The sequence below is a fragment of the Pseudoxanthomonas sp. LjRoot204_2 genome, from assembly GCF_056175765.1.
Genome location: NZ_JBGFFG010000444.1, coordinates 1 through 2,642 on the forward strand (window position 1 = coordinate 1; position 2,642 = coordinate 2,642).

At 68.9% G+C, this 2,642-nt stretch carries 4 protein-coding genes; 3 read left to right on the top strand and 1 reads right to left on the bottom strand.

The annotated features are described in order from the left end of the window. The 3 genes from pgeF to AC04L7_RS16295 all read left to right on the top strand — a co-directional run. A partial coding sequence (pgeF, locus tag AC04L7_RS16285) for a peptidoglycan editing factor PgeF (protein WP_475513419.1) occupies nucleotides 1-567 on the top strand: 567 nt, incomplete at its 5' end. Then, nucleotides 552-1,091 carry a DUF4166 domain-containing protein gene (locus AC04L7_RS16290; RefSeq protein ID WP_435996992.1) on the top strand — a complete coding sequence of 180 codons (540 nt, stop codon included), beginning with the start codon at nucleotides 552-554 and terminating at the stop codon, nucleotides 1,089-1,091. The genes pgeF and AC04L7_RS16290, both read left to right, overlap by 16 nt. Nucleotides 1,092-1,309: 218 nt before the next feature. After that, on the top strand, nucleotides 1,310-1,726 hold the full coding sequence (locus tag AC04L7_RS16295; protein ID WP_435996994.1) for a thiol-disulfide oxidoreductase DCC family protein: 417 nt from the start codon (nucleotides 1,310-1,312) through the stop codon (nucleotides 1,724-1,726). 269 nt (nucleotides 1,727-1,995) lie between these two features. On the opposite strand, the gene AC04L7_RS16300 is transcribed toward AC04L7_RS16295, so the two are convergent. Then, nucleotides 1,996-2,642, bottom strand: a 647-nt coding sequence (locus AC04L7_RS16300; RefSeq protein ID WP_475513420.1) for a TonB-dependent receptor domain-containing protein, incomplete at its 5' end; no start/stop codon positions are given.

Below are 2,642 nucleotides of genomic sequence, written 5' to 3' on the forward strand. Positions count from 1 at the left end.
GCGCCGCACTGGTTGAAGCAGGTGCACGGCACGGATGTCGTGCGCGTGGACGTGCCTGCCGACCCCGCCACACCGGAGCCCGTCGCCGATGCGCTGGTGACCTCGGAGCCCGGCGTGGTGCTCGCCATCCTGACGGCCGATTGCCTGCCTGTGGTATTCGCGGCGAAAGACGGCCGCGAGATCGCCGCCGCGCATGCGGGCTGGCCGGGTCTGTCCAAGGGTATGCTCGAAGCGACCCTCGCCGCGATGCGCACCCCGGCCACGGAGGTGATCGCATGGATCGGCCCGGCGGCCGGGCCGCAGCGCTATGAAGTTGGCGAGAACGTGTTCGACGCCTTCGTCTCGCAGGATGCGGGCGCGGCCGCGGCCTTCGCTCCGACGCGTCCGGGCCATTGGCTGGCCGACCTGCCCGCGCTCGCGCGCCGCCGCCTCGTTGCGCGCCGCATGCGGGCGGAGGACATCCACGGCGGCGATCTCTGCACGATCAGCGAACCCGACCGCTTCTTCTCCCACCGCCGCGACGGCCGCAGCGGACGCATCGCCACGCTGGCGTGGATGCAACCGTAAGCCCGTTGTTCGCAGCATTGCTGGGGCCGGCGTTCACCACGCTGCCGGAACCGGTGCGCGCGCTGCATGTCGCGCAGGGACTGAAGCGGTACGTCGGCGAGGTGCAGGTCGAACGCGGCTCGGGCCTGCTGTCGCGACTGGTCGCCGCGGCCACGCACCTGCCACCCGCGGGCACGGGCCCACTGTGCGTCGAGATCGACGCATCGGCGGACCACGAACGCTGGATTCGCTACATCGGCGGCCGCGCCATGCCCTCTCGGTTGTGGCGCGAGGGCGACGTGCTGTGCGAAAGACTGGGCGTAGCGACGTTCGGGTTCCACCTGGAGGTCGTGAACGGGGCGATAGTCTGGCGCGTCGTCCGGGTCGGCGTGTTCGGCGTGCGGCTACCGCCCCGCTGGTTCACCGGCGTCGGCGCGCGCGAGTCCACGGACGGCGAGCGTTACGCGTTCGATGTGTGGGCCTCGTTGCCGCTCGTCGGACTGCTGGTGCACTACACGGGCTGGCTGGATGTACGCAACGAGTGAATGGCTGTCCTTCTCCCCGCGTGCGGGGAGAAGGTGCCCGGAGGGCGGATGAGGGGCGCTTCTCGTTGTCGACACGGGAGCGGGCGTCAGTGCATCGCGCGTTGCGCCTGTGCGGTGGCGCGATGGGTGGCAGGCTCCGTTCGCCCCTCACCCGCCGTTGGCATCCTCTCCCCGCGCGCGGGGAGAGGGGGAATCATCCTGTTTGATGGAGAGGTTGCGTGACGACACGGGATTCATCCAGCCCGCAAGGTCCGGTCATCGTCTTCGACGGCATCTGCGTGCTGTGCAACGGCTGGGTACGCTTTTTGTTGAAGCATGACGGCGAAGGCCGCTACCGCTTCGCCGCCATGCAGTCAGAGCGCGGACGCGCGCTGCTGGCGACGCACGGCCTGGACCCCGACGATCCGGCTTCGTTCCTCCTGGTCGATGGCGATAGCGCGTGGACCGACAGCGACGCCATCCAGCGCGTGCTGACCGGGCTGGGCGGAGCATGGCGCCTGGCGGGGTTCATCGCATGGGTGCCGCGTTCCGTGCGCGATCCGCTGTACCGCTGGATCGCGCGGAACAGATATCGCTTGTTTGGCACCACTGCATGCCACGTGCCGACGGAAAAGGAGCGCGCGCGCTTCCTGTAGCGTGCGCCGCGCGCACGACGGGCGGTGGAGGGATCCTGCGGTCGTGCGCACGGCGCACGCTACGCATTCATCCAGGCGGGTGTCGGGACCCGGCGACGTTCGCGCCTGGCTTCGGAATGACACGGTGTCGTGTACCAACAGAACAGGAGCGGGCGCGGTTCCGTAGCGTGCGCCATGCGCACGGCGGGCGGTTGACGGATCCTGCGGTCGTGCGCACGGCGCACGCTACGCCGTCATCCCGGCTTGCGACGGGATGACGGCGGGGTCCATCAGAAGGTGTAGCGCACCCGGGTGTAGTAGTACGCGCCGTTGCTGCCGATGGGCGACAGCACGTCGTAGGGCAGGTTGCCGAAGTAGTAGATGTCTTCGTTCGACAGGTCCGGGTACTCGTCGGTCAGGTTGAGGCCACCCAGCGCCACGCTCCACTTCGAGGAGACCTTGTATTCGACTTCCGCATCCAGCTGCCACTCGGCGCCGTAGGTCTGTTCCGGCTCGAAGCCGCCGCCGAAGTTGAACACGCGCTTGGCGCTGCCATGGCGGCTCACGCGGCCCAGCAGGTTCCAGCGCTCGCTGTCCCAGTTCGCGGTGAGCTGCGCGCGCGTTCGCGGCGCGGCATCGGTCAGTGTGTTGCTCTCCTCCACGCCGAACAGGACGTAGCTCGGGTCGATGGCGAGCAGTTCCGCCGGCGTGGACGCGATGTTCTTCAGCTCGGTCTTGGCGTAGCTGTAAGCGCCGGTCAGCAGCAGGTTGCCGTCGCCCAGCGCCTGCCGCCAGTTGGCCACCACTTCGGCGCCTTCGGTGCGGGTGTCGGCGGCGTTGATGAAGAAGTTGGCGCTCTGCACGCCAGGCACGCCGAAGTTGTCCAGCACGAAGTCCGTCAGCGCGTCGCCGCTGATGCGTTCGGTAAGCGCAACGC